General features: G+C 69.2%; 26 protein-coding genes. 3 read left to right on the plus strand and 23 right to left on the minus strand.

Translation table 11 applies throughout. The features are described 5' to 3' along the window. Window positions 1–86: 86 nt before the first annotated feature. Window positions 87–1,124, minus strand: a complete 1,038-nt coding sequence (gene ispH / locus AC3RCE_RS19540) for a 4-hydroxy-3-methylbut-2-enyl diphosphate reductase (protein WP_218298108.1) — start codon at window positions 1,122–1,124, stop codon at window positions 87–89. Window positions 1,125–1,147: 23 nt separating this feature from the next. Continuing rightward, window positions 1,148–1,612: an FKBP-type peptidyl-prolyl cis-trans isomerase gene (locus AC3RCE_RS19545; RefSeq protein WP_218339952.1), complete on the minus strand. Its 465-nt coding sequence runs from the start codon at window positions 1,610–1,612 to the stop codon at window positions 1,148–1,150. 89 nt (window positions 1,613–1,701) lie between these two features. Between AC3RCE_RS19545 and radC the strand changes: the two genes are divergently transcribed. Both radC and AC3RCE_RS19555 read left to right on the plus strand, forming a co-directional pair. Further along, window positions 1,702–2,415, plus strand: a complete 714-nt coding sequence (radC, locus tag AC3RCE_RS19550; protein ID WP_218339950.1) for a RadC family protein — start codon at window positions 1,702–1,704, stop codon at window positions 2,413–2,415. 267 nt (window positions 2,416–2,682) lie between these two features. After that, complete coding sequence (locus AC3RCE_RS19555; protein WP_218296299.1) at window positions 2,683–3,327, plus strand: Smr/MutS family protein; 645 nt, start codon at window positions 2,683–2,685, stop codon at window positions 3,325–3,327. Window positions 3,328–3,457: 130 nt separating this feature from the next. Here AC3RCE_RS19555 and AC3RCE_RS19560 read toward each other — a convergent pair whose 3' ends face one another. Genes AC3RCE_RS19560 through AC3RCE_RS19570 form a run of 3 tightly spaced genes read right to left on the minus strand, consistent with a single transcriptional unit; the run spans window position 3,458 to window position 6,380 of the window. Further along, window positions 3,458–4,972: a sensor histidine kinase gene (locus AC3RCE_RS19560; protein ID WP_492253737.1), complete on the minus strand. Its 1,515-nt coding sequence runs from the start codon at window positions 4,970–4,972 to the stop codon at window positions 3,458–3,460. Further along, window positions 4,972–5,646, minus strand: coding sequence for a response regulator transcription factor (locus tag AC3RCE_RS19565; protein WP_492244496.1), 675 nt, complete (start codon window positions 5,644–5,646; stop codon window positions 4,972–4,974). The genes AC3RCE_RS19560 and AC3RCE_RS19565 overlap by 1 nt, the downstream gene beginning before the upstream one ends. Then, window positions 5,646–6,380: a PepSY domain-containing protein gene (locus tag AC3RCE_RS19570; RefSeq protein WP_492253738.1), complete on the minus strand. Its 735-nt coding sequence runs from the start codon at window positions 6,378–6,380 to the stop codon at window positions 5,646–5,648. Before AC3RCE_RS19570 ends, AC3RCE_RS19565 begins: the two co-directional genes overlap by 1 nt. Before the next feature lie 123 nt (window positions 6,381–6,503). Here AC3RCE_RS19570 and AC3RCE_RS19575 point away from each other — a divergent pair, with 123 nt between their 5' ends. Then, window positions 6,504–7,151, plus strand: coding sequence for a PepSY domain-containing protein (locus AC3RCE_RS19575; RefSeq protein WP_492253739.1), 648 nt, complete (start codon window positions 6,504–6,506; stop codon window positions 7,149–7,151). 141 nt (window positions 7,152–7,292) lie between these two features. On the opposite strand, the gene AC3RCE_RS19580 is transcribed toward AC3RCE_RS19575, so the two are convergent. The 18 genes from AC3RCE_RS19580 to AC3RCE_RS19665 form a co-directional block, all read right to left on the minus strand. Then, window positions 7,293–9,368 (minus strand): bifunctional 2',3'-cyclic-nucleotide 2'-phosphodiesterase/3'-nucleotidase, encoded by a 2,076-nt coding sequence (locus AC3RCE_RS19580; protein ID WP_492253740.1) that lies wholly within the window; start codon window positions 9,366–9,368, stop codon window positions 7,293–7,295. Window positions 9,369–9,463: 95 nt separating this feature from the next. Beyond that, the gene (locus AC3RCE_RS19585; RefSeq protein WP_218295847.1) at window positions 9,464–9,691 is read right to left on the minus strand and encodes a hypothetical protein; all 228 of its coding nucleotides are present in this window, start codon (window positions 9,689–9,691) and stop codon (window positions 9,464–9,466) included. Between the two features lie 323 nt (window positions 9,692–10,014). Beyond that, window positions 10,015–10,251 (minus strand): DUF7661 family protein, encoded by a 237-nt coding sequence (locus AC3RCE_RS19590; RefSeq protein WP_218295848.1) that lies wholly within the window; start codon window positions 10,249–10,251, stop codon window positions 10,015–10,017. A 26-nt stretch (window positions 10,252–10,277) separates the two neighbouring features. Beyond that, complete coding sequence (locus tag AC3RCE_RS19595) at window positions 10,278–10,691, minus strand: GFA family protein (RefSeq protein ID WP_492253741.1); 414 nt, start codon at window positions 10,689–10,691, stop codon at window positions 10,278–10,280. A 49-nt stretch (window positions 10,692–10,740) separates the two neighbouring features. Continuing rightward, entirely contained in the window at window positions 10,741–11,232 is a 492-nt protein-coding gene (locus tag AC3RCE_RS19600; RefSeq protein ID WP_492253742.1) for a RidA family protein, read from the minus strand. 111 nt (window positions 11,233–11,343) lie between these two features. Then, window positions 11,344–12,435 (minus strand): M48 family metalloprotease, encoded by a 1,092-nt coding sequence (locus tag AC3RCE_RS19605; protein ID WP_369643148.1) that lies wholly within the window; start codon window positions 12,433–12,435, stop codon window positions 11,344–11,346. A 171-nt stretch (window positions 12,436–12,606) separates the two neighbouring features. Continuing rightward, window positions 12,607–13,203, minus strand: a complete 597-nt coding sequence (locus AC3RCE_RS19610) for a LemA family protein (RefSeq protein WP_492253743.1) — start codon at window positions 13,201–13,203, stop codon at window positions 12,607–12,609. A 223-nt stretch (window positions 13,204–13,426) separates the two neighbouring features. Then, complete coding sequence (locus AC3RCE_RS19615; protein WP_492253744.1) at window positions 13,427–13,861, minus strand: group II truncated hemoglobin; 435 nt, start codon at window positions 13,859–13,861, stop codon at window positions 13,427–13,429. Between the two features lie 72 nt (window positions 13,862–13,933). Next, window positions 13,934–16,453, minus strand: coding sequence for an ABC transporter permease (locus AC3RCE_RS19620; RefSeq protein ID WP_492253745.1), 2,520 nt, complete (start codon window positions 16,451–16,453; stop codon window positions 13,934–13,936). 40 nt (window positions 16,454–16,493) lie between these two features. After that, window positions 16,494–18,116, minus strand: a complete 1,623-nt coding sequence (locus tag AC3RCE_RS19625; protein WP_492253746.1) for a C13 family peptidase — start codon at window positions 18,114–18,116, stop codon at window positions 16,494–16,496. A 98-nt stretch (window positions 18,117–18,214) separates the two neighbouring features. Continuing rightward, window positions 18,215–19,156, minus strand: a complete 942-nt coding sequence (locus AC3RCE_RS19630; protein WP_369643151.1) for a formate dehydrogenase accessory sulfurtransferase FdhD — start codon at window positions 19,154–19,156, stop codon at window positions 18,215–18,217. 126 nt (window positions 19,157–19,282) lie between these two features. Then, complete coding sequence (locus tag AC3RCE_RS19635) at window positions 19,283–19,672, minus strand: hypothetical protein (RefSeq protein WP_218295857.1); 390 nt, start codon at window positions 19,670–19,672, stop codon at window positions 19,283–19,285. An 11-nt stretch (window positions 19,673–19,683) separates the two neighbouring features. Next, on the minus strand, window positions 19,684–20,892 hold the full coding sequence (locus AC3RCE_RS19640) for a formate dehydrogenase subunit gamma (RefSeq protein ID WP_492253747.1): 1,209 nt from the start codon (window positions 20,890–20,892) through the stop codon (window positions 19,684–19,686). A gap of 13 nt (window positions 20,893–20,905) precedes the next feature. Further along, on the minus strand, window positions 20,906–21,142 hold the full coding sequence (locus tag AC3RCE_RS19645; protein ID WP_218295859.1) for a hypothetical protein: 237 nt from the start codon (window positions 21,140–21,142) through the stop codon (window positions 20,906–20,908). Then, window positions 21,139–21,756, minus strand: a complete 618-nt coding sequence (gene fdh3B, locus AC3RCE_RS19650; RefSeq protein WP_218295860.1) for a formate dehydrogenase FDH3 subunit beta — start codon at window positions 21,754–21,756, stop codon at window positions 21,139–21,141. The genes AC3RCE_RS19645 and fdh3B overlap by 4 nt, the downstream gene beginning before the upstream one ends. Window positions 21,757–21,868: 112 nt before the next feature. Continuing rightward, window positions 21,869–24,835, minus strand: coding sequence for a formate dehydrogenase subunit alpha (locus AC3RCE_RS19655; RefSeq protein ID WP_492253748.1), 2,967 nt, complete (start codon window positions 24,833–24,835; stop codon window positions 21,869–21,871). Window positions 24,836–24,848: 13 nt separating this feature from the next. Further along, window positions 24,849–25,061, minus strand: coding sequence for a formate dehydrogenase (locus AC3RCE_RS19660; RefSeq protein WP_492253749.1), 213 nt, complete (start codon window positions 25,059–25,061; stop codon window positions 24,849–24,851). A gap of 146 nt (window positions 25,062–25,207) precedes the next feature. Then, complete coding sequence (locus AC3RCE_RS19665) at window positions 25,208–25,822, minus strand: TorD/DmsD family molecular chaperone (RefSeq protein WP_492253750.1); 615 nt, start codon at window positions 25,820–25,822, stop codon at window positions 25,208–25,210. Window positions 25,823–25,832 lie beyond the last annotated feature (10 nt).

Here is a 25,832-nt window from a genome sequence, read left to right on the forward strand (position 1 = left end):
TCCATCAAGCGCAAGCAGCTATCAATTCAGGAGCATCCGCAGCGGCGCGGCGGCCCCTGCGGATGCCGCGGCCCGCGCATGCCGGGCTAGTGCCTGGCGGGCCCGGTCTCCGGCGTGCGCTCGGTGAGGGCCAGGCCCGTGGCGCCATCGATCTTGAGCCCCTTGGGCAGCGGAAACTTGATGGTTTCCTCGATGCCCGCCATGGTGCGCACCGACACGGCCCCCAGCGCCTTGATGCGGTCGATGACCTGCTGGACCAGGATCTCCGGGGCCGAGGCGCCGGCGGTGAGGCCCACGCGCGCCACGCCCGCGAACCAGCCCGGCTGCAGTTCGTCGGCGCTGTCCACCATGTAGGCCGGCGTGCCCAGCCGCGCCGCCAGCTCGCGCAGGCGGTTGCTGTTGGAGCTGGTGGGGCTGCCCACCACGATCACCACGTCCACCTGCGGGCTGAGCACCTTGACGGCGTCCTGCCGGTTCTGCGTGGCGTAGCAGATGTCCTGCTGCTTGGGCTCGCGCACGCTGGGGAAGCGCGCGCGCACGGCGGCCGAGATTTCAGCGGCGTCGTCCACGCTCAGCGTGGTCTGCGTGACCACGGCGAGCTTGCCGGTCTGCGCGGGCTGCACGCGGGCCACGTCGGCCACGTCTTCCACCAGGTGGATGCCGTGGTCGAGCTGGCCCATCGTGCCCTCCACCTCGGGGTGGCCCTTGTGGCCGATCATGATGAACTCGTAGCCTTCCCTGGCGAGCTTGGCCACTTCCACGTGCACCTTGGTCACCAGCGGGCAGGTGGCGTCAAAAATGCTGAAGCCGCGCGCCACCGCCTCCTGCTGCACGGCCTTGCTCACGCCATGGGCGCTGAAGACCAGGGTGGCGCCCGGGGGCACATCCGACAGCTCCTCGATGAAGATCGCGCCCTTGGCCTTGAGGTCATTCACCACGTAGGTGTTGTGCACGATCTCGTGGCGCACGTAGATCGGCGCGCCGAACTTCTGAATGGCGCGCTCGACGATCTCGATGGCGCGGTCCACGCCCGCGCAAAAGCCGCGCGGCTCGGCCAGCAGGACCTCGACGTCCCCGCCCTCGCCCGCGTGTGGCGCGCCGGGCAGCGGCCCGGCATCGCTCATGCTGCGGCCAGAAATCTCGCTGCTCATAGCACCCCGATCAGTTGCACTTCAAACGTCACCGGCTGGCCCGCCAGCGGGTGGTTGAAGTCGAACAGCACGGCGCCGTCATCGCGCACCTGCACCACGGCGCCCGCGTAGCTGCCCTGGCCGTCCGGCGTGGGGAACTGCACCACATCGCCCACGCTGTAGCGCTCCGCCGGGTCGCCCAGTTCGTTGAGCAGCTTCCTGGCCACCCACTGCTGCATCTCGGTGTTGCGCTCGCCAAAGGCCTCGCCCGCCGCCAGCTCGAACGTGGCGCGCGTGCCCTCGGGCAGGCCCAGCAGGCGCTGCTCCACGGCGGGAGACAGCTGGCCTGCGCCCAGCGACAGGGTGGCGGGCTTGTCGGAGAAAGTGTTGATCACATCCCCCGCCGGGCCCGCCAGGCGGTAGTGCAGCGTCAGGAAGGAGCCCGGCTGGACGGTGGGAAGGGGGGTGTCGATAGAGGTCATGAAAGTCCCGATAAACTGGCCTGCATTGTAGAAAATCGGGCAAAGCCCTACGCCCGTCGGCCCCTGACGGGTGTCAAAGACCCTGCGCCATGCCCCTCAAAGACCTGCCCTCCGACGCCCAGCCGCGCGAAAAGCTGCTGGCACGCGGCCCCGCCGCCCTGGCCGATGCCGAGCTGCTGGCCATCCTGCTGCGCACCGGCACCGTGGGCAAGGGCGTGCTGCAGATGGCGCAGGAACTGCTGGACACGCCCGGCGTGGACGCGGCCACGGGGCGCGTCACCGGCGGTTTTGGCGGCATCGCCGGACTGCTGCACACCAGCGCCGCCGACCTCACGCGCATCAAGGGCCTGGGCCCCGCCAAGCGCGCTGAGCTGGTGGCCGTGCTGGAACTGGCGCGCCGCGCCCTGGCCCAGCAACTGCGCGAGCGCGAGACGTTCGACTCGCCCAACGCCGTCAAGCACTACCTGCAACTGCACCTGGCGGCCAAGGGCCACGAGGTGTTCGCCGTGCTCTTCTTCGACAGCCAGAACCGCCTGCTGGCCATGGAGGAGCTGTTTCGCGGCACGCTCACGCAGACCAGCGTGTACCCGCGCGAGGTGGTGCTGCGCGCCCTGCACCACCAGGCCGCCGCCGTGGTGCTGGCCCACAACCACCCCAGCGGCAGCGTGGAGCCCAGCCGCGCCGACGAGGCCCTCACCAAGACGCTGAAGGCCACGTTGGCCCTGGTGGACGTGCGCGTGCTCGACCATGTCATCGTCGCCCCCGGCAAGGCGCTGTCGATGGCGGAACAGGGCTTGCTGTGACGGCGCCCGCGCCGCCCGCCGCGCCCACGGCCCTGCACGCCGCGCTGGCCCGCGCCACGGCCGTGGCGCCCCCGCCCGGCGCACCCGCCCCGCCGCAAGCCGCGCCCCGGGCCACCCGACGCGCCGCCACGGCCGAGCGCAAGGCCGCAGCCCAGGCGGCGCTGCGGCCGCAGCGCCCCACCCCCTCCGCCTGCACCCGGCTCCCACGCGCCGGCGGCGCCGGCCCGCCGCCGGGCGCCCCCGCCGCCCCGGCGGGCCAGCGATCGCATCGCGCACCTGCAGGACCTGGCCAGCATCGCCCGCCGCCTGCGCGAGGAGCACGCGCGCGCCGAGGCCGACGAAAAGGCCCGCCGCGAGGCCGCCGCGCGCCTGGAGGCCGAGCGCCACCTCTTCAGCCGCAGCGTAGGCCCCGTCACGCCGCTGCGCAGCCCCAACGTGGCACGCCTGCGCCGCCACAAGCCGCCACCGCTGCCCGTGCAGCACTGGCTGGACGAAGAGCGCGTGCTGGTCGAATCCATCAGCGACGACTTCGACGTGAGCACCCTGCTCGACACCGACGACCAGCTGAGTTTTCGCCGCCCCGGCATCGGCGTGGAAATCACGCGCCGCCTGCGCTCGGGCCACTGGAGCATCCAGCGCCAGCTGGACCTGCACGGCCTGCGCGTGGACGAGGCGCGCGAGGCACTGGGCGAATTCATCCGCCACGCCCACAAGGCCGGCCTGCGCTGCGTGCGCGTGGTGCATGGCAAGGGCCTGGGTTCTCCGGGCAAGAGTCCGGTGCTCAAGAGCCGCGTGCAGCGCTGGCTGGTGCAAAAAAGCGAAGTGCTGGCCTTCGTGCAGGCCCGGCCCATCGACGGCGGCGCGGGCGCGCTGGTGGTGCTGCTGCAGCCCGTGCATCCACGCCAGCGCTAGGCACGCGCAGCGCAGATCGCCCCGCTCTGCCCTGCGCACCTGGAGAGCCGGGCAGCCTGCCGTGTTGCCGACGCCCGCCGCGACGGCCGCTACCACAGCCGCTGCAACGGTTGTGGCGATGCACCCTGCCTCACGCCGTCTTGGTGCGTCCCGCGGGCGCCAGCCCCCGCATCTCCAGCCGCACGCCCAAGCCCTTGAGCTCCTCGCTTTTGCGCAACTGCAAGTGGCCCCCATAGGCCTGCGCGATCTGGCTGGCAATCGCCAGGCCCAGCCCGCTGCCCTGCACGGACTCGTCAAAACGCACACCGCGCTGGCCCGCCGCCTGCAGTTGTGCGGGCGTCATGCCGGGGCCATCGTCTTCGATGTCCAGGCACAGGCTGGCATGTTCTGCGCCACCTTGCACCGACACAGACACCGACAGTGTCAGCCGCACCCGCGAGGCGGCCCACTTGCCCGCGTTGTCCAGCAGGTTGCCCAGCACCTCCTCCAGGTCGGCGCGTTCTCCGCGCCAGTGCAGCGGGCCTTGGGTATCGTCTGCCGGCATCCAGTCCAACCCCTGCGCGGCGTGCAGGCGTTCCATCATGCGCAGCACCTGGGCCACGCAGTCGCGCACGTCCACGGCCTGGCCGGTGCTGCCGGGGCGGGCGTGCAGCGCATCGCTCAAGGTGCGGGCCTGGTAGCGGTCCACCAGCTGGGCCATGGCCTCGACCTGGCGCTGCACCTCGCTGCTGGGCACCTGCGGCTGCGCGCTGGCCTGTGCGCTCAGCAGGGCCAGAGGCTTCTTGAGCGCGTGGTTCAGGTCCACCGCATGGGCCCGCGCGCGGGCCACCACGTGCGCGTTGTGCGCCAGCAGGCCTGCCAGCTCGTTCTGCAGGGGCTGCAGGTCGCGCCCCGTGGGGGCGGCCAGGTGCAGCGCCACATCGGGCCCCGCGCCCTGCGGCGCGCGCAGGGCAGCCAGCATCGCCTCCAGCCGGCGCAGCGGCGCCAGCCCCACCCGCACCTGCAGCCACGCCAGCCCCCCGGTGAGCAGCATCAGCACCAGCCCGGCCACCACCAGCGTGCGGTCGATCTGCCGCATGCTGCTGTGCAACTGCGCGGCCGGGCCGTAGACCGTCAGCGTGACCTGCACGGGAGGCTGGCCCAGGGTGACCGGCTGGGTCAGCGACAGCAAGGGTTCTTGCAGCGGCCCCGTGGCCCGGTGCAGCGTGGCCGAGCCGGTGGTGGTCAGGGCCTCGATCGGCAGGCTGTCCATGTCCCACAGCGAACGCGAACGCAGCACATCGCTGCCCGCCTGCGCGCGCCAGTACCACCCGGCGTAGATGGCGCTGAACTCATCGGCGCCGCCGGTGGACTCCCGCAAGCCGCCCTGGGGCCCCAGGTGCAGCCGCGCGCCCACGCGCTGGGCCTTGTCGCGCAGCACCTGCTCGAAGCTGGCCAGCAGGCTCTGGTGCATCTGCACGCGCAGCCACAGCCCCCCGGCGCCCACCAGCAGCAGCATGGGGACCAACGCCAGCAGCGCAATGCGCGTGGCCATGGGCCACTGGGCCAGCGCCAGCGCCCACGCGGCGCCGCTGTGTGCCCGGGCCGGTGCAGGCGGCCCAGGCGGTGCGGGCTGCCCAGGCGGCGTGGCGGGGTCGATCCGCATCAGCCCGCCACGTCGGACGCCACGAGGCGAAAGCCCTGGCCGCGCTCGGTCACCAGCTGCGGCGCGCCGTTCAACTTGCGGCGGATGCGGCCGATCAGCACGTCCAGCGTGTTGGAGTCCGGGTCGAGGTCGCGCGCATACACATGCTCGCTGATGTCGGCGCGCGTGAGCAGCTTGCCCGGGTGGTGCATGAAATACGCCAGGATCTTGTGCTCCTGCGCCGTGAGCTGCAGGCTCTGGCCCTGCAGCGAAAAGCGGCCCTGCACCACGTCGTACTCCAGCGGGCCGGCCGCCAGCACGGCGGCGGCCGACCCGGCCGTGCGGCGCAGCATGGCCCGCAGGCGCAGCACCACCTCGTCCATCAGGAAGGGCTTGGTCAAATAGTCGTCGGCCCCGGCATTGAAGCCCGCCACCTTGTCGCTCCAGCGGTTGCGCGCGGTGAGCACCAGCACCGGCCAGCCGCGGCCCGCGTCGCGCCAGTCGCGCAGCACGCTCAGGCCGTCCTTGAGCGGCAGGCCCAGGTCCAGCACGGCGGCGCTGTAGGCCTCGGCACTGCCGGCAAAGGACGCGGCCTCGCCGTCGTGCTCCACATCCACCGCGAATCCCGCCGCCTCCAGCGCCACGCGCAGTTGCTGCGCCAGCGCCACATCATCTTCCACCACCAGGATGCGCATCAGTCGTCCACCTTCTGCCGCGTGACTTCCAGGCTCACGGCGTCCACTTCGAGCTCCAGCTTGAAGCCGTTGGGTTGCTGCAGCTCCACGCTGTAATACGGGCGGCGGCGGTGGTCCGTCTCCAGCTCCACCTCCAGCACCAGGCCCGAAAAGCGCGGCCGCAAGGATTCGAGCATCACGGCCATGGACTTGGGAGCCGCGGGCGTGCCCGCCGTTTGCGGCGGGGTCAGCACCTCGCCCGTGTTCACATCCACCAGCAGCTTCATCTCGCCGGCGGGCCGGTCCGAGAGCTTGACCTCGTACACCGCCTTGCCTTGCGCGTCGCGCTCGAACTCGGCGTTCACCACGCGCGATCCGTAGCGCTGCTCCAGCTGCTGGATGTAGCGGGCCATCTGCGCCAGGCCCACAGGCTGCGTGGGCCAGTCGCGCTCCTGCGCCACGACACTGCCCGTGGCCGCATCCACCAGCACCTCGTGCTTGGTGCCGCGGGCGTCGATGATCTTGATCTCGTAGCGCAGCTCGCCCTTGCGGCCGTGCTTGGTCTCCACGTCGATGACGCGCCCGCCGTACTGGCGGCTCATGTCCGCAATGATGCTGTTGAGCGGCTTGAGCTGCCCGCTCTGCACGCCGCGCCGCGCCACGTCCTGCTCGGCGGCGGGGGCCTGCGCGCAGGCCAGCGCCACCGCAGCGCAGGCCGCAGCCCGCACGATGGTTCGCAAGCTGATATCTGTCATCGCGCGATTATTGCGGAGGCCATTAAACGGTCCATGAACGGACGCTTCACGGTGGGTTTAGGAACGGTTGCGCACACTGCCTCCCAGTTCTTCACAACCACTGCCACACCGAAAGGAAGCACCATGAAAAAGACCGTTCTGACCCTGGCCTTCGCAACCGCCGCCGCGGCCTCCGCCCTGCCCTCCATGGCCTGGGCCATGGGCGCCCAGGAGGCCGTCAACGTGATGGCCAAGAACCACTACGTGGCGCCGCACGACCTGCAAAAGCAATACGGCTACTGGACCGCCGAGGCCGTCTCCAACGACGGGGTGCGCGCCACCGTGCTGGTCAACGATGCCAACGGCAGCTTCACCGCCGTGCGCAAGGGCGACATCGGCACCGCCCTGCCCAGCGTGGAACGGGTGGCGCAGCAGGTGCGCGCCACCGGCTACAGCTTTGTGTACGACGTGGAGCTGGACGACGGCTTCTGGCAGGCCAAGGCCCGCCAGTCCGTGACCAACCGCGAGAAGGTCGAGTTCGTGCTGCACCCCGTGACGCTGGAGGTATTGAGCCAGGTGGGCCGCAGCGGCGGAACCGTGAACGGCCAGCCCGTGCTCAGCGCCGACCAGGTCGTGACAGCCCTGCAGCAGGCCGGCTACACCCGCGTGCGCGGTGTCGAATACGAAGACGGCTACTGGGAAGCCGAGGCGACCAACACAGCCAACCTGGCGGTGGAGCTGCGGGTGGACGCCGTGACCGGGACCGTGCTGCGCGAACAGCTGGACGATTGAGCGGCCGGCGGCTGCCCTGCGCCAGGGTGCTGAAGCAACCCACAAAAAAAGACACCGGGCCCCGGCATGCCCAAGCAGCCGGTCCAGGTGTCTTTTCAGGGCCGTTGGCGGCGGGCACGCCGAGCGTGCCGCGCACCGGCTTTACTTGGACAAATCGACCGCGTACTTCGACGTGCCCTTGCCCGAACCGTCATCCGCTGCCAGCAGCGACACATTGGCCAGGCCTGCCGCCTGCGCCACGGCGAGCGCATTGCCGCCCGAGCTGAACACCACCGGCCCCGCCACGCTGGCCTTGGCGAAGCGCCAGCTCTTGGCCGCACCGTTGGCACTGCGCGTCACCGCCGGGTTCTTGCGGATGTAGTCGATCACCACGTCCCGGTTGGCGTCGGGTGAGGCCCAGATGGTGCCCGAGCCATCGAGCTTGTCGATGAAGCTCTTGCCGCTGGTGGCGCGGTAGTTGTTGGTGGCGATCACGAATTCCTGCGCCACGTCGATGGGCTTGCCCAGGTAGGTCAGGTTCCTGATGCGGCTGCCCACGGGCTTCGTCACGTCGATCTCGTACTGCACATCGGCCGTGGTGAACATGTCGAAGTTGTAGCCCGGGAAGGTGCTGATGAGCTGCTGCTCGCCGGTCTTGGCGGGGTCGATCTGGTTGAAGCGCTTGGCAGCCGCCTCCAGCCAGTTCTTGATGTCACCGCCGTTGACCTTCACCGCGTACACCGTGTTGGGGTACAGGTACAGGTCGGCCGCGTTGTTGATGGCCAGCGGGCCCACGGCCACGTCGGTGTAGTCGGCACCGCCCTGGAAGCCGCTCTTGAACGGCGCGCTCACCGACAGCACGGGCAGTTGTGCATACTGCGGCAGGCTGGCCTTGATGTAAGCGGCCACATAGGCCTGCTGCGCCTGGTTCACGATCTGGATCGCGCCCGGGTCGCCCACGTCGGCGAACAGCGTGCTCATGCGGAAGTCGGTCTGGCCGATGGGCGTCTTCACGTACTGGATGGCGGCCTGGTGCTGCGTCTCGACGAGCGGCGCCACGCTGGCATCTGCGTCCACCGTCACCGTGGCGCCCGCGGCGTTCTTGGACTGGATGTTGCGCAGCTCGGACTTGCTGGCCGACTTGTTGACCACCCACTTGGCCCCGTCCCACTGCAGCGCCAACTGCACCACGCCCAGGGCCTTGCCCCAGGAGCTGGCCATCACGGCCGGCACGCCGTTCACCGTACCCGCCTTGTGGTCCACGCCGGCCATGTTGAAGCCCGGCGTGGCGGCGGTGTCGGGGAACACGCCATGCTGGTGGCCCATCACCATCGCGTCGATGCCGGCCACCTTGGAAAGGTACAGGCCCGGGTTCTCCATGGTGGGCGAATACGCCGCGCTGTCCATGCCGCCGTGCAGCAGCGCGATCACGATGTCGGCGCCCTTGGCGCGCAGCTCGGGCACGTACTTCGTCGCGGCCTCGACCGCGCCTTGCGTGGTGACCTTGCCTTCGAGGTAGCGCTTGTCCCAGTTCATGATGCCCGGCGTGGTGAAACCGATCACGCCCACCTTGATGGGCAGCTTCACCTCCTTGCCGTCCGCGCCCTTGGCCACCAGCGTGCGTTCGAGCACCGTGTACGGCTGCACCAGCGGCTTCTGGGTCTTGTTGCTGATCACGTTGGCCAGCACCATCGGAAAGCCCGCGCCCGCGCACTTCCTGGCGGCATCCACACCGTCCACCTCCAGCCCGCCGCCCAGCACCTGGTTCAGGAAGGGCAGGCCGTAGTTGAACTCGTGGTTGCCCAGCGTGCCGGCGTCAAAGCCTAAAGCGCCCATGGCCTTGTACATGGACAGCTGCTGCGTGCACGGGATGGGGCTGATGGTGGCTTCATAGTCGGCCAGCGCCGTGCCCTGGATGGTGTCGCCGTTGTCCACCAGCAGCGTGTTGGCAAACTCCTTGCGCGCCGCGCGCACCAGCGTGGCGGTGCGCTCGAAGCCGTAGCTCTTGTCCTCGGCCAGCTTGAAGTAGTCGTAGCTGCGCACGTTGAAGTGCAGATCGGTGGTCTCCAGCACGGCCAGCGTGGCCGTGGCGCCCGCGTTGTTGTTGCTGCCGCCGCCATCGCCGCCGCCACAGGCGGAGAGGGACGCGGCCAGGGCCAGCACGCTCAGCGTGGCGGCGCGGCGCGAATAGCAAGAAAACGGAAAGGAATCGGATTGGCTGCGAATGCGTTCAGACATGAACAAGGCCCAGGATGAAACAAAGGACCGAGTGTCTGGCGGGGGTTTGACAACGGTATGACGGCACGCGGCCGCCGCGCGTCCCACGGGGGGTGTCAGCGCGGGGGGCGCCGTCGGCTCAGCAGGCCTTCCACCATCAGCAGCAGCAGCGCTGCGCGCAACTCGTCGTGGGTGTCGGTCACGGTGGTATGGGGGCCTCGCAGCACCCAGATGGCGCGGCCGCTGAAGTTGTAGTCGCTTCCCTGCAGGTGGCGCGCCAGAAGTTCGACCTGCTCGAAATCATCTGCCGAGACCGTGTGCGCGACGGTGATGGTGCTGCCCATGGGAACCCTCACATAACTTGCCTGTCAGCCCGCGCGTTCGTGCGCAACCCTGCCTGGTCCGTGGCCCCTGGTCGTGCGAGGACGCCAGCGCGCACAAGCCGGACCGCCCACACTCTTGCACCGCGCTCTTGCACCACGCGCCGCAATGCGCCGCTGTGGCGGGGCTGCCGGTGCCTGCGGCGAGGAGGCCCTGCCCAGTGGTCTTCTGTGCAGCCCCAGCGTGCGCCGTTGGGCGCGCGCTGTATGTAGTCGTTTGCCGACAAAGCCTTACGACCTCCTGCGCCGCCGCGCCCGGCACAAGGGAAGGAGCCGCAGGGTTCGCGTCAGGCGATGCGGCGCACGTCGCCGTTGTGCGGTGAAGCGCTCTCATGGAACAGGTCTTCGAGAAACTGGGCCAGTTCGTGCTCTTCCACGAAGTCGGGGACCACGAAGCCCGCGGGGGTGCGCTTGCCGTCGCCGCCCACGCGGTAGACCTGCCACAGCGGACCCTCACGCCGCACTTCAACGATGCGGCCAAAGACATTGAAACGGGGATGGGCGGGGGGTGGTGTGTTTTCCATGGACTGCCTCGTGCCGGGTCTCGCGCCTATTCTTCGGCGATCTGCGGGTAGCCGTCGCAGATCACCACCCACGCGGCCTTGGAGGCCACGTGGATGTGCCTTTGCGGCGGCGCGTCAAAAGGGGTGTCGAGCGTGCCCAGGGGCACGGCCACGCTGTCCGCATGCACGCCTTCGCTGTGCCAGAGCAACGGCGAGCCGCAGGCCGAGCAGAACTGCCGCGTGACCCGCGGCGACGAGCGGTAGGCGCGCAGCAGCGCCTGCCCCTGCACGAAGCGGTGGTGCTCGCGGTGCACCGTGCCGTAGCTGGCGAACGCCGCGCCATGGGCCTTGCGGCACATCGAGCAGTGGCAGTGCGATGCGCTGCGCAGCGGCGCCGTGGTTTCGTAGCGCACGCCGCCGCACAGGCAGCTGCCCCGGTGGTGCACGACGGATTCGGTCATGGCCTGGGTTCTCCTTCGACGGGGTGCCTGGGTGGAGCACACGGCCGGGTCAGGCGCGCGGCGCCGCCGGCGTGGCCACGGAGGCGATCAGGTCCACCTCCACCGTCGCATTCTTGGGCAGTTGCAGCACCCCCACCGAGGTGCGGGTGTGGGCGCCCGCCTCGCCCAGCACGGCGAACAGGATTTCAGAGGCGCCGTCGGCCACCTCGCTTTGCTGCGTGAACCCGGGCGCCGACTGCACATACACGGTGATGCGCAGCACCGACTGCACGGCGTCCAGAGAGCCCAGCGCACGCTGCAGCAAGGCCAGGGCGCGCAGGGCGCACACCTTGGCCCCCGCCTGCGCCTGGGCCAGGGTGGCGCCGGCGCCGGCCGCCCCCGTGGCCACCACGGTATCGCCCACGCGGGGGATCTGCCCGCTCAGGTAGACGTGGTGGCCGTCGCGCACCAGGGGCACGTAGTTGCCCCCGATCTTGATCTCGCCGTCAAAGCTGTAGCCGAGGGCCTGGGCTTGTTCCTGAAAACGGGCGTCACGGGACATGAAAAAAACCTCGCCGGGTGAAATGCCTCCACTATGCCACCCGGCAGGCAGCCCCTGGCGTTGCCAGGCCAGCGGGCGCGCCGCCCTCCGGGGGAAGGCGGCACAGATGCTTCACATATGCCGCGCGAACGGGTCCACCAGCGAGGCGATCGTCACGCCGGCCGGCTGGCCCACGCCCTGCGGGCGCCCTGCCGGCTCGGGGGCTGCGGTGACCGGTGCCACCTTCAGCGGCGACATGCGCCGGCCGTAGACGCGCTGCACGCGCTCTTGCAGCGTGGGGTGGGAATCGAGCCAGTGCTCCATCCTGCCGCCGCCTTCCACGTCCACCAGCAGCATGTGCTGCACCGAAGGATGGTTCAGGCCGCTGTGGCTGTGCTGTTCATAGCCGCGCGGGGTATCCCGGCGCTGGGCCATGACCTTGCGCAGCACGCCGCCCAGGCCGTCCTTGCTGCGCGTCCATTGCACGGCGCGCGCGTCGGCCAGGTACTCGCGCTGGCGCGACACGGCCGCCTTGAGCATGCGGCCGGTGATCCAGCCCGCGAAGCCCGCCAGCATGATGGCCGAGCCGAACCACCACGCCAGCCCCCGCCGCTCGCGCAGCGTGTCGCCGAAGTTGTAGACCAGCTCCAGTCCGAACACCATGCCCGCCAGCTGCATCTTCATGCGCGTGTCGCCTTCGTGCAGGTGCGAGAGCTCGTGGGCGACCATGCCCTGCATCTCCTCGCGGTTCAGGTAGTCGAGCGCGCCCTGCGTCACGGCGATCACGGCGTCGCTCTCGTCCCAGCCGGCGGCAAACGCGTTGATCGCATCGGTGCGCGGCATCACCATGATTTCGGGGCGCGGCATGTGGGCGGCAATGCACAGCTCGTCGACGATGTTGGACAGGCGCTGCTCGGCATGCGAGAGCGAGGGCCGCAGCTCGCGCGCGCCCACGCGCCGGGCCAGCTTGACGCCGCCCGCGCGCAGGTTGGACGTCTCCACCCACCAGCCGCCCAGCACCAGCATGAGCGACACGCCCACGTTGGCGGCGAGAAAGCCGTGGGGAAACGGCAGCCGCCCCGGCAGCACCGCCGCCATCAGCACCCAGGCCAGCGCGAGTGCGGCATGAACGGCCACGATAAGCACCGCCACCGCGAGCGCAAAGCCCAGCAGCAGGCGGTGCGTCTCGCTGCGCGCATCCGCCTGGTGGTCCCAGAATTTCATGGCCCCTCCCTGTATGAGACTTTCTCGCGCGGGACTTCAAGCGGCCCGCAGCCACGACAGGAGCTGCCGTGTTGCCCGCCAGCGCCCGGCGACCATTCGGCACGGCTTTGGCGGCCCGCGGGGCATGTACCCCGTCGGGCCTGCGCACCAGGCAGCTGCGAAGAAACCTGCCTAAGAGAAGCGAACCTGCGGCGCAGCGCGCTCTGCTTCGCTGCGCGTGGACTCGAGCATGGGCACGGTGGGAAAGCCCAGCAGGCGCGCCACGACCAGGTCAGGGAACTGGGCCGCTGCGTCGTTGAACTCCAGCGCCTGGTCGTTGTAGGCCTGGCGCGCGAAGCCCAGGCGGTTCTCGGTGCTGGTGAGCTCTTCGGACAGCGACTGCATGGTGGCGTCGGCCTTGAGTTCGGGATACGCCTCGGCCACCGCCATCAGGCGGCCCAGGCTGCTGCCCAGCATGCCCTCGGCGGCTGCGAGCGCGCCCATGGCGTTGGCGCTGCCAGGCTCTGCCCGCACAGCGGCGGCAGCGCCCTGCGCCTGGCCGCGCGCCTGGATGACGGCTTCGAGCGTGGCGGCCTCGTGGCTGAGGTAGCCCTTGGCGACTTCGACCAGGTTGGGCACCAGGTCATGGCGGCGCTTGAGCTGCACGTCGATCTGGCCGAACGCATTGGCGATGCGGTTGCGCAGCTGCACCAGCCGGTTGTACACAGTGACGGCCCACACCGCCAGCACGGCGACCAGGCCCAGAACGATCCAAGCAGTAGCTGACATGTCCCACCCTCCTTGTTGTGAATTGAATGAATGGATGCTGGGCGCATCTTAGTAGCGCGCCTTTCCCAAAGGGGCCATACATTTCAGCGGGTAGGGATTTAAGCGTTCAAACCGCCTGCAGCGCCTAGCCATCAAGCGCTATAAGCTATTAAAAACATAGCAATCGATGCTATGGGCGCACACCCGGCCCATCCACAGGCTGCGAGGGAAGCGGCGCAGCCGCTCAGGGGGTGCCCTTGTTCCTCATCCAGTCGGCCGTCCCCATGAAGCTTTCCTTCAAGCGGGCGCGCAGAGCATCGGGCACGCCTGTCTCGCCCATGGCCTGGTCCATGCAGGCCACCCACTGGTCGCGCTCCTGGATGCCGATGGAAAACGGCATGTGCCGCATGCGCAGGCGCGGGTGGCCGAAACGGCTCTGGTAGTGGTCGGGGCCACCCAGCCAGCCGCACAGGAACCAGAACAGCTTTTGCCGCGCGCTGGCCAGGTCGCTGCCATGGGCTGCGCGCAGCTCGGCGTAGCCCGGCTCCAGGTCCATCAGGTCGTAGAAGCGCTCGGTGAGGGCGCGCACGCGCTCTTCGCCACCGATCCAGTCGAAGGGGGTGGTTGCGGTGGCGGTTTCTGCACCGGTGCCGGTGTCTTTGGGAACGTCGGAATTCATATAAAAAACTGGCCCCAGCGCTTTCCTATAAAGCGCTGGAAGCTATCAAATGAGTAGCAATCGACACGCAGCCTATTCCGCCGAACGGCGCAGCGTGTCCACCACGGGGCGCACCAGCACCTCGCGCAGGCCCCACCAGCCCGCGGCCAGCGCCAGCACCGCACCCGCCACGGCGCCCGCCAGGGGCACCCAGGGCGCGGCCGTCCAGGTGAAGTCGAACACGAAGCGCGCCAGCGCCCAGCCCACGCCCACGGCCACGGCGCTGGCCAGGAAGCCCGCGAGCAGGCCCACGCCCACCAGCTCGGCGCGCTGCACCTGCCGCAGCAGGCTGGCGCGCGCGCCCACGGCGCGCATGATGGCGTACTCGCGGGCGCGCTCCTCGCGCGTGGCGGTGACGGCCGCGAACAGCACCACCAGGCCGGCGGCCAGCGTGAAGGCAAACAGGAATTCCACCGCGCGGATCACCTGGTCCAGCACGCGCTGCACCTGGGTGATGGTGGCGCCCATGTCCACGTTGGTGATGTTGGGAAACTGGCGCACCAGGGCGTTGTCGAAGCCGTTGGTCTCGGGGGCGCGGTACGCCGCCAGGTAGGTGACCGGCACGTCCTTGACGCTGGCCACGGGGTACATCACGAAGAAGTTGGCCCGCATCGACCCCCAGTCCACCTTGCGCAGGCTGGTGATGCGCGCCTCGTTCTGCACGCCGCCCATGTCGAACAGCAGCCGGTCGCCCATCTGCAGGCCCAGGGTCTCGGCAATGCCCTCCTCGACGCTGATGGCACCTTCCTCGCCCTGGCGCCACTGGCCGGCCACGATCTGGTTGTGGGGGGGTGGTTCGGTGGCGTTGGAAAGGTTGAACTCCCGGTCGACGAGGCGCTTGGCGCGGTCGTCGGTATAGCTGTCGGGGCCCACGGGCTTGCCGTTCACGGCCAGCAGGCGGCCACGGATCATGGGATACCAGTCGTACCGGGCCACGCCGCCGTCCTTGAGGGCCTGCTGGAACGCATCGGACTGGTCGGGCATCACGTTGATGACGAAGCGGTTGGGCGCATCGGGGGGCGTGGCCTTGCGCCAGCTGTCCACCAGGTCGGTGCGCAGCAGCACCAGCAGCACCAGCGCCAGCAGGCCCACGGCCAGGCTGCTCACCTGCACCACGGCGTAGGCGGGGCGCGCGGAGATCTGCCGCGTGGCCAGCACCAGCCAGCGCGGGGCGGTGGCCTCGTTCACGCTCTTGCGCAGCAGCTTCACCGCCACCCACGACAGCCCCGCAAACAGGGCCACCGCGCCGGCAAAGCCGCCCACGGCAATCAGCCCCAGCTTGATGTCGCTGCTGACCGTCAGCAGCAAGGCCGCGAAACCGGCGATGCCGATGCCCAGCACCGCCAGCGACGCGGGCTTGAGCCCGCCCACGTCGCGCCGGATCACGCGCAGGGGCGGCACCTGGGCCAGCTGCAGCACGGGCGGCAGGCCGAAGGCGAACAGCAGCGTGAGCCCTATGCCCAGGCCAAATGCCACGGGCCACAGGCTGGGCGGCGGCAGGGCTGACTCGACCAACCCCGCGAGCAGCAGCACGAAGGCATAGTGCACCAGATAGCCCAGCGCCACGCCCAGCGAACTGGCGAACAGGCCCACGAGAGCGAATTCGGCCGTGTAGGCGCCCGCGATGGTGCGCTGGCTCTGCCCCAGCACCCGCAGCATGGCCGAGGCATCCAGGTGCTCTGCCGCGAAACCGCGCGCGGCCAGCGCCACGGCCACGGCCGACAGCAGCGCCGCGAGCAGCGCCACGAGGCTCAGGAACTTTTGCGCCCGGTCCAGCGTCTGGCGCATCTCGGGGCGGCCGCTTTCGAGGGATTCCACCCGCACCCCGTGCACCTCGGGCTTCTTGGCCTCCGCCACGGCCCATTCGCTGAAGGCCTTGACCGCGGGGCCCGGCCCGATGACGGCGAAGCGGTAGGTGAGGCGGCTGGCCGGCTGCACCAGGCCGGTGGCGGGCAGGTCGGCATCGTTCACCATCACGCGCGGGGCAAAGCTCATGAAGCCCGCGCCCCGGTCGGGCTCGATCACGATGATGCGCGCGATGCGCAGCTGCGCATCGCCCAGCAACAGCATGTCGCCCATGGCCAGGTTCAGCGATTCGAGCAGGGGAGCATCCACCCACGCCTCGCCCCGGGCAGGGATGTCGCGGGTGGGCTGGTCGAGCGCCCCCGGCGCGTCAGCCACCTTGAGGCTGCCGCGCAGCGGGTAGCCCGGCGGCACGCTCTTGAGAGCCACCAGCTTGCTGGCACCGCCCTGCGCATCGCTGGCCCGGCCCATGGTGGGAAAGCCCACCGTGGTGACCGCCTGCAAGCCCAGGGCCGCGGCCCGCTCGACGAACGCCGCTGGCGTGGGGTTGTCGCTGGCCACCACGGCATCGCCGCCCAGCAGCTGCAGCGCATCGCGCTGCAGGCCGCCCTGAAGGCGGTCGGCGAAAAACCCCACGGACGTGAGCGCCGCCACCGCCAGCGTGACCGCCACGATGAGCAGGCGCAGTTCGCCCGCGCGCAGGTCGCGGGCCAGGGTGCGCCAGCCAAGGCGCAGAAAAGACAGGTTCATGGCACGGAACCTTAGCGCAAACGGAGCGCTCTGGCGCTGTTCAGGGCTTTGTGTCGGCGGCCGCCGGCGCCGCGCCACCGGGCACCCCCGCATCCAGGCGCGCTTGCAGCGCCTCCAGCACGGGCTGGATCTGTGTGCCCACGTGGATCTGGGGGTTGGAGAATCCGTCGGTCTTGCCGGCCTCCACCTCGCGCTGCGCGATCAGCGGCACGGCCTTGGCAAAGGCCTCGGTGAATGAATGGGTCTGGCGCAGTTGCTCGTTGAACACCGCGCGGCCGAAGAACGTGAGCTCGGACCGCGTGCCGCAGCCATACGATGTGTGGGTGGCGTCGGCGGCCGTCATGATGAGCGTGCCATCGGTGGCCAGGGGACCGATCCAGCCGCCGGAGTAGCAGGCCGACACCGCGATCACGCGGTGGCGAATGCCGGCTTCATCCAGCGCGGCGCGCAGCATTTCCGGCGTGACGGGCTGCACCTGCAGCGGCCCGTGCGATGCCGCCAGCTCGTGGTTGCGCGCGCCGTGCGAGGTCATGTAGATCACCAGCAGGTCATGGTCGCGGTCCATGCGCGCACCCAGGGCCGAAATGGCGCGCTGCAGGTTCTGCGGCGTCGCCCAGGCGTGGGTGTCGGCGGTCTCGGCATGGTTGAGCAGGTGGATCACGCGGCCGTGCGCGTCGAACCGTTCCTGCAGCAGCGTGCTGACCATGGTGCTTTCGCGCCGGAACACGTTCTCTTCGGCATAGGGAGCGAACACGAGGCCGTAGACATCCACCACCCCGTCCCGCTGGGCCGCCAGCGCTTGCACCTGGCGCTCCCACAGCGCCTGCTGCGCCTCGAACACCGGCTGCGACAAGGTCAGCTGCGCGGGTTCGGGGCCCTCCTCGGCGGCCTGCGCCGCCGCCAGGGCCGCACCGTCCAGCTCCCAGGGCTGGTCCTGGAACTGCCACATGCCCACCCCGATGACCGCCGCCATCGACACCGCGAACACCGCCGTGCGCAGGCGCGAGCGGATGAAGCGCGCGCTCATCACGACCAGCGCCGCCAGAACCCACGCCGTCAGCACGCCGTAGGCAGTCCAGAAAACGATTCCGGCCGTGTTTCCGACCCACAGCGCGGGCCGGTGGACGGTGGCACCCAGCAGGGCATACAGCACGAGCAGGGGCACCAGCGGAGCCCACGCCGACAACACATACCAGGCGGCGAGCCCGCCCGTTGGCGCGCCCTCCGGGGCCGGCGCGCCGGCCGCAAGGCGCTGCGCGGGTGCCATGGCCCACCAGGCCAGCCACAGAAGCGCCAGGCCGCTCCACATCGGCGCGAGCCAGCCCCGCAGGCTGAACTGGGCGGGCCCTGTCACCTGGAACCGCGCCGCCCCCACCAGCAGCGCGCCGCCGAGCAGCACCAGAACGATCAATTGCCACGGGGTGGGAACCGCGGCCCCCGTGCGGGGCGGCAGGAACAGCGTGGCCCGCAGGCCCTCGCGGACCCAGGCTCCCAGGGGCAGGCGAAGAGGGGCAGGCGCCCCGGCCGAGGCCGCCGCCGGCGCAGTGGCGGGCGCACCGGGGGGCAGCCCCTCATCCAGCGGGATTTCGATCTTGGCGGGTTCGGAGGCCCACTGGCTCGGTTGGGTATCGGCCCAGGCGCCCTTGGCGTTCAGGTCTTGCATGCGCGCATCATGCCACCGCGGGATGACGGCCCGGGGGCCGGGGAACATGCGCAGGGGAACCGGGGCGGACCGCCGCGAGATACCCCCGAAAGTGCCTCTCAGGCCGCGCTGGCGGACGCCGCCGGCGCCATGGCAGGCACCCGCGCCAGTTCAGGCTGCAGCACCAGCCGGTGCACCCCGCTGTAGCAGACGAAGCGGCGGTTGGTGGCGCGCCCGATGGCGCACAGGCCCAGCTGCTGGGCCACGGCATGGCCCATCTGCGTCATGCCGCTGCGCGACACCACGATGGGCACGCCCATCTGGGCCGACTTGATGACCATCTCGCTCGTGAGGCGGCCTGTGGTGTAGAACACCTTGTCCGAGCCCGACATCGGCACATGCCCCCCCGCGGAGGGCCCGCCACCGGTGCGGGCCGGCGCCTCGGGGTTCATCCACATCCAGCCCGCGATGGTATCGATGGCATTGTGGCGCCCCACGTCTTCCACGAAAGTGAGCAGTTCCTCCCCCTGGAACAGCGCGCAGCCATGCACGGAGCCCGCGGACTTGTACGTGGTCTCCTTGATGCGGATGGCGTTCACGATGCCATACAGCTGGGCCTGGGTGAGGCGCGCCTCGGGCAGCGCGATCCGGTCCACCTCATCCATCAGCCCGCCAAACACGCTGCCCTGCCCGCAGCCGGTGGTCACCACCTTGCTGGCCGTCCGCTCCTCGATGCGCGCGATGCCGTGGCGCGTGCGCACGGCGGCGGCGTGGACCTCCCAGTCGACGGTGACGGATTCGATGTCGAAGACGGACTCCACCAACCGCTGGTTGCGCAGGTAGCCCAGCACCAGGAGCTCAGGCTGAGCGCCCAGCGTCATCAGCGTGACCAGCTCGCGCTTGTCCACATACACGGTGAGCGGCCGTTCGGCGGGAATGGACACCTGCTCCCGTTCACCCAGTTCATTGACCACCTCGACCCCATGGGTGAGCGGTGCCTGGGCCTGCGTGAGGCGCGGCAACGGCGGGGTGGCGGGGTCCGTGGCGGTGCGGGAAGTCATGGCCGGACTATACGCAGGCTTCGTGCGCGCCGCAGCCAGGGGCCGCAATGCCTCATGGTGTCCTGCCCGGGGCAGGGGCGCGGAGCCCCCTGGGAAGAGGCTGGGCGCCAGCCGCCGGGCCCGCGTTCAGGACTTGGGGGCCGATGCCGCCGCCGCGGGCGTCGACGTGCTGGGCGGGCTGCTCGCCGTGCCAGGCGGCGAATGGGCGCCAGAGGCCTCCAGGGGCTTGGCCTCCGGCGGCGTGTACGCGAACGGTCCGGGGTCGGTGCATGCGGCGGCACTGGTGGCCGTGGCGGGCTTGGCGGCTGGGCTGGTCTTGCGATAGTGGGCCGCCACGCGATCCTGGGCCAGACACAGCTTGTAGTTGTCCACCTTGCCCGCCCAGGCCGTCTTGGCGGCGGCTTCGGCGGCCTTGGCCGCGGCCTCGGGCGATGGCGCGGGAAGCTTGGCCACCGCCAGCATGCAGGAACTGGCCGCGCACACGGCCAGGAGCGAGGAACGGAAAAAATGCGTCATGGTGCGGTACCTCATACCTGTGCGGGTTGGCCTGCCGATGGCGCTGCGGCAGCATCGCCCCCCGGGGTGCTGGCACTGCGCTGGCGGGGAATCTTGCCCGCCTGGACGTCGTCATACCAGAGCTCATGGTGCTCCCGGGCCCAGGCCTCGCTCACGTAGCCCGTCTTCATGGCCTTGTAGGCGCCGCGCATGCCCACCGTGCCCATGTAGATGTGTCCGCAGATCAGCGCCATCATCCAGATGGCCAGCGAGGCATGGACCATGTGGGCGATCTGCATGTCGCCGCGCACGTCGCCAAAGCCGGGGATGAGCTTGTCGAGCACCAGGCCCGTGGCCACCACAAGGATGCCAGGGATGGTGATGCCCCACCAGAACAGGCCCTTCTCGCCCGCGTTGAAGCGGTGGGAGGGAACCTGGTGGTCACCGCCCAGCATGCCGCCGCCCTTGGACAGCCACACGAAGTCCGCGCGGTTGGCAATGTTGTCCTTGACGAAGGTGAGGATGATCACGAGCAGCGACACGGCGAACAACGGGCCCATGAAGTTGTGCACATTCTTGAGCGCATAGGTGATCCATCCGAACAGCGAGGCACCCAGGACCGGCAGGAGGAAGAACTTGCCAAAGGCCATCACGATGCCGGAGAGGGCCAGCGTGCAGAAGGCGAACGCATTGGACCAGTGCGCCGCCCGTTCGAACGGCGTGAAACGCTCGATGCGGCGGGTGCCGGCGCCCTCGGGATGGTCATGCCCCAGCGGGCCCTTGACGAAGTAGAAGATGCCCAGCGCCAGCAGCACGATGGCGAACAGCGCCGCGCCATAGGGAATGATCCAGTGGTTGCGCACCTGCCGCCAGGCCTCACCCGCATTGGTGAAACTCGAGCCGGGATACTGCACGAAGGGCTGGATCAGGTTGCCGGCCTCGGGCGCCTGCGTTTTGGGCAGGCTGCTGTAGCCCGTCACGCCCTGCCCCACCTGGCGCCACATGGGCGCATTGTTGCCAGGCTGCACCTTGGCACGCTCGCCGTTGGTCTGCCCGGCGTACTTGGGGTCCGCGCTGGCATCCGGCTTGACCTCGAAAATGTTCTGGCCCTGGATGCCGCCGGGTGCTTGCGGCACCACCGCTGCGGCCGTGCCCGCATCGGGCGCCGCTGGCGCCTGGGCACCCGCGGGTCCCCAGGCCACACCCGCCGCCACGACCAAGGCACACACGATGTGTTTCATGGTGAACCTCGCTTCACTTGGTGCGGGTGTATTCGTTCTGGCCGTACTGCTGGCGCGCCTTGAGCTGCGCTTCCCAGCCGGCCTTGTCCCCGGCCTTCCAGCCAGGCTGGGTGAAGTTGCTGCCCGTGCCGGCATATGGCGGCGCGTCGCTGCGGATGCCCGCGCCCGTCTGGGGTTTTTCGCCGCAACCGGCGAGGGCCGCGACAGCCCCTGCCGCTGCAAGAACAACAAGAAGGGGAAGCCGCTTCATGACTTGCCCCCCGCAGGCTGGCCGGCCTGCTGCGAACCGTAGGCCGTGCCCCAGCCCCATACTTCGGCGCCCTTGCCGCGCTGCACCACGCGGTTGCGGAAGATGTCGGCCACCACATCGCCGTCGCCGGCCAGCAGGGCCTTGGTGGAGCACATCTCCGCGCAGGCCGGCAGCTTGCCCTCTGCCAGGCGGTTGCGGCCGTACTTGTCGAACTCGGCCTGGCTGCCGTGGTCCTCGGGCCCCCCGGCGCAGAAGGTGCACTTGTCCATCTTGCCGCGCACGCCGAAGGTGCCCTGCGACGGGAACTGCGGCGCGCCGAACGGGCAGGCGTAGCTGCAGTAGCCGCAGCCGATGCACACATCCTTGTCGTGCAGCACCACGCCTTCTTCGGTGCGGTAGAAGCAGTTGACGGGGCACACGGCCATGCAGGGTGCGTCGCTGCAGTGCATGCAGGCCACCGAGATGGACTTCTCGCCGGGCACTCCGTCGTTGAGCGTGACCACGCGGCGGCGGTTCACGCCCCACGGCACCTCGTGCTCGTTCTTGCAGGCGGTCACGCAGCCGTTGCATTCGATGCAGCGCTCTGCGTCACAGATGAATTTCATTCGTGCCATTGCTGTCTCCAATCAGCGATTCAGGTTTTGCCGCCGGGCCGCCCCAAGGCAAAACGCGGCCCCCTCGGGGGGCAGCGCAGTACACAAAGTGACAAGCGTGGGGGCCATGTCTTCAGGCGCGTTCCACGTTGCAGATCGTGGTCTTGGTTTCCTGCATCATGGTCACGCTGTCGTAGCCATAGGTGGTGGCCGTGTTCACGGCCTCGCCGCGCACCACGGGCGCCGCGCCCTTGGGGTAGTACGCCAGCATGTCGGCGCCCTGCCAGCGGCCCGAGAAGTGAAACGGCATCCATACCGTGTCGGGCGCCACGCGCTCGGTGACGAGCGCCTGCACATTGAGCCGCGCACCCGTGGGGGAACTGAGCCACACGCGCTCGCCGTTGCGGATGCCGCGATCCGCCGCCGTCTTGGGGTTGATCTCGACGAACGATTCCTGCTGCAGCTCCGCCAGCCAGGGATTGGAGCGGGTTTCCTCGCCGCCGCCTTCGTATTCCACGAGGCGGCCCGAGCTCAGGATGAGCGGGAATTTCTCGTGCACCTTGTCGGCCACGTTCTTGTCCTGAAGGCTCTTGTAGAGCGTGGGCATGCGCCAGAACGCCTTCTTGTCGTCATGGGTGGGGTATTTGGCGACAAGATCCGGGCGGGTGCCGTACAGCGGCTCGCGGTGCTGCGGAATGGCGTCGGGGAAGTTCCACACCACCGCGCGCGCCTTGGCATTGCCAAAGGGATGGCAGCCATGCTTCATCGCCACGCGGATGATCGCGCCCGTCGGGTCGGTCTTCCAGTTCTTGCCCTCGGCCTTGGTTTTCTCGGCGTCGGTGAGGTCGTCCCACCAGCCCAGCTTCTTGAGCAGCACATGGTCGAACTCGGGGTAGCCCGTGGTGATCTCGCTGCCCAGCGAGTGCGAGCCGTCCTCGGCCAGCAGGTTCTGGCCGTCCTTTTCCACACCGAAGTTGGCGCGGAAGTTGCCGCCGCCATCCATCACGTGCTTGGAGGTGTCGTACAGGTTGGCCGAGCCGGGGTGCTTGAGCTCGGGCGTGCCGTAGCAGGGCCAGGGCAGGCCGAAATAGTCGCCCGTGAAGTCGTAGCCGGTGTCCTTGTCCTTGCCTCCCTTGGCCTTCAAGGTCTTCACGTCGAACACGTGCATGTTCTTCATGTGCGCCTTCAGGCGCTCGGGGCTCTGGCCGGTGTAGCCAATGGTCCACACGCTCTTGTTGATCTCGCGCAGGATGTCCTCGGGCACGGGCTCGTCCATGCCCTTGACCTTCTGCATCTTGTAGTTCTTGGACAGCTCGGTGGCAAAGCCCAGCTTCTCGGCGAACTGGTGCATGATCATGTGGTCGGAGCGGCTCTCCCACAGCGGATCGATCACTTTCTCGCGCCACTGCAGCGAACGGTTCGAGGCCGTGCAGGAGCCGCTGGTCTCGAACTGCGTGGCCGCGGGCAGCAGGTACACGGCGCGGTTGGGGTTGAGGTCCTCGGCCTTGCCGGGCATCGCGGCCATGGCCGCCGTGGCCGAGGGGTACGGGTCCACCACCACCAGCAGGTCCAGCTTGTCCATGGCCCGCTTCATCTCGAGGCCCCGCGTCTGCGAGTTGGGCGCGTGGCCCCAGAAGAACACGCCGCGCAGGTTGGAGTCCTGGTCGATGAGCTCGTTGTTCTCCAGCACGCCATCGATCCAGCGCGACACCGTGATGCCGCTCTTGGTCATCATCGCGGGCGAGGCGTACTGCTTCTTGATCCATTCGAAATCCACGCCCCACACCGCCGCGAAGTGCTTCCAGGAGCCTTCGGCCAGGCCGTAGTAGCCGGGCAGCGAATCGGGGTTGGGGCCCACGTCGGTCGCGCCCTGCACGTTGTCATGGCCCCGGAAGATGTTGGTGCCACCGCCGGTCTTGCCCACATTGCCCAGTGCCAGCTGCAGGATGCACGATGCGCGCACCATCGCATTGCCGATGGAGTGCTGCGTCTGGCCCATGCACCAGACGATGGTGCCCGGGTTGTTCTCGTGCAGCATGGTGGCGACCTTGAGCATCTGCGCCTCGCCCACGCCACAGGCATCCTGCACCTTGTCGGGCGTCCACTTGGCCAGCACGTCCTCGCGCACCTTGTCCATGCCGTAGACGCGGTCGTTGATGTACTTCTTGTCTTCCCAGCCGTTCTTGAAGATGTGGTACAGCAGGCCGAACAGGAAGGGGATGTCGGTGCCCGAACGGATGCGCACGTATTCGTCGGCCTTGGCGGCCGTGCGGGTGAAACGCGGGTCCACCACGATCATCTTGCAGCCGGTTTCCTTGGCGTGCAGCATGTGCAGCATGCTCACCGGGTGGGCCTCGGCCGCGTTGGATCCGATGTACAGGGCGACCTTGCTGTTCTGCATGTCGTTGTACGAATTGGTCATGGCCCCATAACCCCAGGTGTTGGCCACGCCGGCCACCGTGGTCGAGTGGCAGATGCGCGCCTGGTGGTCGCAGTTGTTGGTGCCCCAGAAGCTCACGAACTTGCGCAGCAAGTAAGCCTGCTCGTTGTTGTGCTTGGACGATCCGACGAAGTACACGCTGTCGGGGCCGCTGGCCTTGCGCAGCTCCTGCATCTTGGCGGTGATCTCGTTCAGGGCCGTATCCCAGCTGATGCGCTCGTACTTGCCGTTCACCAGCTTCATGGGGTAGCGCAGGCGGTACTCGCCATGGCCATGCTCGCGCAGCGCGGCACCCTTGGCGCAGTGCGCGCCCAGGTTGATGGGCGAGTCGAACACGGGCTCCTGGCGCACCCACACGCCGTTCTCGACCACGGCATCGACCGCGCAGCCCACCGAGCAGTGGGTGCACACGGTGCGGCGCACTTCGATCTTGCTGTCGCCCAGGCCCACCTTGGCGCCTTCGGCGGCACTGGACTTCTTGACCAGGGTCAGCTGCGACGCGGCAATGCCGACGCCGACGCCCAGGCCCGAGCGGCGCAGGAACGAGCGCCGGTCCATGGTGGGCAGGGCCTGCGACAAACCGCGGCGCAGGCTGTGGACAAAGGGAGATGCCGGGGCTGCGCCGGGCGCGGCGTGCGGCGATTTCTTGGTGAGCAACATGGGGCGCCCCGCGTCAGAGTTGGGTGGTCTTGTAGTACTGCTTCACATGGGCGGACAGGTGGTACCCGCCGCCCTTCTCCGGCGCCACGCGGGGGGGCTCGGACACTGCCGCATCGGAAGACGGCGCCACCTGGGGAAGGGCCACCACGGCGGCCGCTGCGGCGCCGACGGTGGCGGCGCCGGCAAAGAAGCTGCGGCGCGAGGATGGGGGTTGGCTGTTCTGCATGCTTGTCTCCAGAATGGCTGGCAGCTATGAAAGGCTGTTCATACAGTCTATGTCACTGAGTGCAACACTGCAATTGAGGCAAATACCTCCCACCAAGTTACTCACCTTTTATAGCGGCCCGGCCAGACGCCGCGAGCGCGCCCCGCTCAATCGAGCATGTCGAAGCCCTGCGCCTCCACGGCCACGAAAGCCCGCGTGAATGCGGCCAGCGCCGCATACAGGCGGGTCTGGGGGTGGGCCGCCAGCGCATCGCACAGCGCCCCGGTCCAGGGCTGCAGGTGCGTTGCAAAAAAGTCGCGCTGGGACGCCAGGTTGCACACGGCCACGTCGTCACCGGCAATCAGGTAGCGCATCACCTCGCACAGGTAGGCGATGTGGTCTTCGGTCTCGGGCATGGCCGCCTCATCACGCGCCAAACCCAGGCGGGCCAGGTCGGTGCGCAGGCGGGCCAGGGGCTTTTCGTTCAGGAAGCCGCTCAGGTAGTGCGATGCGTACAGGTAGACCTCGGGCTTGCCCACGCCGCCGAACAGGCGGTCGAACTCCAGCGCCACGGCCGCATCGTCCAGCGCGCGCGCCGCGCCCACCAGTTGCTGCCAGGGCTCCTGCAGAAAGCCGCCAGCGGTGGGCGCCTCCGTCACCGCCACGCGCAGGGCGGACAGCAGTTCGGGGCCGGGCGCCGCGTAGTACAGCTGCGACAGCAGGCCATAGAGCTCGGCGCGCGCGGTTTCTTCGTCCAGCGCCGCGCTGCCGGGGATGGTCATTGAAGGTTGG

This window comes from Acidovorax sp. GW823-FHT05D11, from assembly GCF_058795695.1.

Bases quoted from the DNA above. Each gene is read 5' to 3' on its own strand.
- AC3RCE_RS19660 (WP_492253749.1), bottom strand. From the start codon at position 25,061: ATGCAGAACAGCCAACCCCCATCCTCGCGCCGCAGCTTCTTTGCCGGC.
- AC3RCE_RS19545 (WP_218339952.1), bottom strand. From the start codon at position 1,612: ATGACCTCTATCGACACCCCCCTTCCCACCGTCCAGCCGGGCTCCTTC.
- AC3RCE_RS19625 (WP_492253746.1), bottom strand. From the start codon at position 18,116: ATGCAAGACCTGAACGCCAAGGGCGCCTGGGCCGATACCCAACCGAGC.
- AC3RCE_RS19565 (WP_492244496.1), bottom strand. From the start codon at position 5,646: ATGCGCATCCTGGTGGTGGAAGATGATGTGGCGCTGGCGCAGCAACTG.
- AC3RCE_RS19585 (WP_218295847.1), bottom strand. From the start codon at position 9,691: ATGGGCAGCACCATCACCGTCGCGCACACGGTCTCGGCAGATGATTTC.
- AC3RCE_RS19570 (WP_492253738.1), bottom strand. From the start codon at position 6,380: ATGACAGATATCAGCTTGCGAACCATCGTGCGGGCTGCGGCCTGCGCT.
- fdh3B (WP_218295860.1), bottom strand. From the start codon at position 21,756: ATGGCACGAATGAAATTCATCTGTGACGCAGAGCGCTGCATCGAATGC.
- AC3RCE_RS19580 (WP_492253740.1), bottom strand. From the start codon at position 9,368: ATGTCTGAACGCATTCGCAGCCAATCCGATTCCTTTCCGTTTTCTTGC.
- AC3RCE_RS19610 (WP_492253743.1), bottom strand. From the start codon at position 13,203: ATGTCAGCTACTGCTTGGATCGTTCTGGGCCTGGTCGCCGTGCTGGCG.
- AC3RCE_RS19645 (WP_218295859.1), bottom strand. From the start codon at position 21,142: ATGAAGCGGCTTCCCCTTCTTGTTGTTCTTGCAGCGGCAGGGGCTGTC.
- AC3RCE_RS19655 (WP_492253748.1), bottom strand. From the start codon at position 24,835: ATGTTGCTCACCAAGAAATCGCCGCACGCCGCGCCCGGCGCAGCCCCG.
- AC3RCE_RS19590 (WP_218295848.1), bottom strand. From the start codon at position 10,251: ATGGAAAACACACCACCCCCCGCCCATCCCCGTTTCAATGTCTTTGGC.
- AC3RCE_RS19615 (WP_492253744.1), bottom strand. From the start codon at position 13,861: ATGAATTCCGACGTTCCCAAAGACACCGGCACCGGTGCAGAAACCGCC.
- AC3RCE_RS19605 (WP_369643148.1), bottom strand. From the start codon at position 12,435: ATGAAATTCTGGGACCACCAGGCGGATGCGCGCAGCGAGACGCACCGC.
- AC3RCE_RS19635 (WP_218295857.1), bottom strand. From the start codon at position 19,672: ATGACGCATTTTTTCCGTTCCTCGCTCCTGGCCGTGTGCGCGGCCAGT.
- AC3RCE_RS19595 (WP_492253741.1), bottom strand. From the start codon at position 10,691: ATGACCGAATCCGTCGTGCACCACCGGGGCAGCTGCCTGTGCGGCGGC.
- AC3RCE_RS19620 (WP_492253745.1), bottom strand. From the start codon at position 16,453: ATGAACCTGTCTTTTCTGCGCCTTGGCTGGCGCACCCTGGCCCGCGAC.
- AC3RCE_RS19665 (WP_492253750.1), bottom strand. From the start codon at position 25,822: ATGACCATCCCCGGCAGCGCGGCGCTGGACGAAGAAACCGCGCGCGCC.
- AC3RCE_RS19640 (WP_492253747.1), bottom strand. From the start codon at position 20,892: ATGAAACACATCGTGTGTGCCTTGGTCGTGGCGGCGGGTGTGGCCTGG.
- ispH (WP_218298108.1), bottom strand. From the start codon at position 1,124: ATGAGCGATGCCGGGCCGCTGCCCGGCGCGCCACACGCGGGCGAGGGC.
- AC3RCE_RS19630 (WP_369643151.1), bottom strand. From the start codon at position 19,156: ATGACTTCCCGCACCGCCACGGACCCCGCCACCCCGCCGTTGCCGCGC.
- AC3RCE_RS19560 (WP_492253737.1), bottom strand. From the start codon at position 4,972: ATGCGGATCGACCCCGCCACGCCGCCTGGGCAGCCCGCACCGCCTGGG.
- AC3RCE_RS19600 (WP_492253742.1), bottom strand. From the start codon at position 11,232: ATGTCCCGTGACGCCCGTTTTCAGGAACAAGCCCAGGCCCTCGGCTAC.
- AC3RCE_RS19575 (WP_492253739.1), top strand. From the start codon at position 6,504: ATGAAAAAGACCGTTCTGACCCTGGCCTTCGCAACCGCCGCCGCGGCC.
- radC (WP_218339950.1), top strand. From the start codon at position 1,702: ATGCCCCTCAAAGACCTGCCCTCCGACGCCCAGCCGCGCGAAAAGCTG.